The 1,019-nt window shown below is 56.0% G+C and carries 1 protein-coding gene; it reads left to right on the top strand.

Going from position 1 to position 1,019, the window contains the following annotated elements; genetic code table 11:
• The coding region (locus ABD846_RS08325) for a hypothetical protein (RefSeq protein WP_344825156.1) at positions 1–1,019 on the top strand (1,019 nt) is incomplete at both ends.

Genomic DNA, 1,019 nt, shown 5'->3' with positions numbered 1-1,019 from the left:
TGAAGCTGGCCACCAACACCAACATCAATGACTATACGTCAGCGATGGCTCCCACTCCTTCCAACCTGTACAAAAGCACGTACAGCTATGATATGGATGGTAATGTCACGAACCTGAGCCGTTGGGACGGCAGCGCGGGGGCAGCGGTGCAGATCGATAATTTTGCGTATAAATACACATCACCCACCGGAACGGCAGCCGACGACAACAGGCTGCAGCAGGTACAGGACGGAGCAGGCGCCACTACGGGAACCGATCTGCAGCCGGGACAGCCTGCGGACAACTATGTGTACGACCGTATCGGCAATCTTTTGAAAGACAGGCAGGGCAATGAAGAGATCAGCTGGGACCGTTTCGGTAAAGTGAGCTCTATCCGGGATGTGGTGAGCAACCGTTATATCCAGTTTGGCTACGATGGTAAAGGCAACCGTGTGTATAAGAATGTGATCACACCGATAGTGACGGGCGACGGCAAAGACGAGCACCAGGGCGAGTATTATGTGCGCGATGCGGGCGGCAATATCCTTGCTACCTACCGTTTCCACAGCAAATACAATCGCCGGGCCTCGTTGCACCAGCTGATTACCTCGCTGGGCGGAGCTCCTTACACACCGGTGGTATCGGGAGGTACGGCGCTTACGGATCTGCTGACCTCGCTTACAGACCGTGCGTTCCCAGGCCTGCTGATCAGTAAGATGCTTGTGGATCATGGCTCCTGGTCGGATACCTATACCGACCGTCCTGTGAGCTTCTACATGGGTGCAGACCCTACGCTGAAATCGAACCTGCTGTATACGGGCGAAGCGTGGATAGACGAGCTGAAGAGCGTGGATGCGGGCGTGTACACAACGGCGTTCCTGGGGGCAGGCACAGCGGCGATGCCCTTCTATGAATCGGCGCTGAACTTCCCGACCGAAGGCCAGAAACTGCTGGAGCATTACAGCATGGAGATGCCTGCACCGGTATGCCAGGGCATCTGGGCAATAGCACAGGCGCCTTACCTTCCGGGTAATCACGTA

Origin of the sequence: Rurimicrobium arvi (genome assembly GCF_039540495.1) — a bacterium.
Taxonomy (GTDB): Bacteria; Bacteroidota; Bacteroidia; order Chitinophagales; family Chitinophagaceae; genus Rurimicrobium; species Rurimicrobium arvi.
This window is presented reverse-complemented; position numbering and strand designations above follow the sequence as displayed.